Annotated in this window: 2 protein-coding genes; both read left to right on the top strand. The window is 50.7% G+C overall.

Features of this window, described 5'->3' with window-relative positions; all coding sequences use genetic code 11:
• Positions 1–349, top strand: a 349-nt coding sequence (locus CWM53_RS15305; RefSeq protein WP_133124353.1) for a cupin domain-containing protein, incomplete at its 5' end; no start/stop codon positions are given.
• Positions 350–411: 62 nt separating this feature from the next.
• Positions 412–708 (top strand): GNAT family N-acetyltransferase (locus tag CWM53_RS15300; protein WP_133124352.1); only part of this gene is annotated, 297 nt, incomplete at its 3' end.

Genomic DNA, 708 nt, shown 5'->3' with positions numbered 1-708 from the left:
CAAACCGACTGTGCATCTCATTGCTGAAGATGAGATCCCAGAATTGTGGGAAGGTGAAAAAGGCGGGAGAGCAAGACTGCTCGCAGGGTCGGGTGGGCCTGATATGACCGAGCTCTGGATGTGGGAAATGCAGCCGGGGGAAAAGTTTGCTTCACCGGGCCACACGGAAGGAACGCTTGAACTGTTTTATGTTCAGTCGGGCACGCTCACATTGGGGGTAAAGGACCATTTGTATCGGGTAAAAACCGGCTGTTCGGCAACGGCCAGAACGGACGTTCCTCATTTCTACGAAAACCAGGGGGAGAGCCCGCTGGTATTTATCATGACAGTACATGAGAAAACATCCTGAGTGGTTGCCCGGTATGCCTGTAGGGCTTGTCTCATCAAAGCAAGTTTGCAAGGAGTCGTTTAGTGGATAATCAGCATCTGCGTTTTACCCAAGGCCAGTTTACTGTCACAACCGATCCCGCCTTTTTTCAGCAGGAAGCCATTCACGATTACCTCTCGCAATCGTCATGGGCTGCGGGCATTGATGCTGAAACGGTCAGAATATCAATCCAGAACAGCCTTTGTTTTGCGCTTCTGGATGGAACAAGACAAATCGGCTTCGCCCGTCTGGTCACCGACTATGCCACTTTTGGTTATTTGTGCGACGTCTACGTGCTGAACGAGTATCAGAAAAGTGGTCTTGGTCGTTGGCTGATTGAA

Source organism: Klebsiella sp. A-Nf5, from assembly GCF_002810545.1.
Classification (GTDB): domain Bacteria; phylum Pseudomonadota; class Gammaproteobacteria; order Enterobacterales; family Enterobacteriaceae; genus Klebsiella; species Klebsiella variicola.
This window is presented reverse-complemented; position numbering and strand designations above follow the sequence as displayed.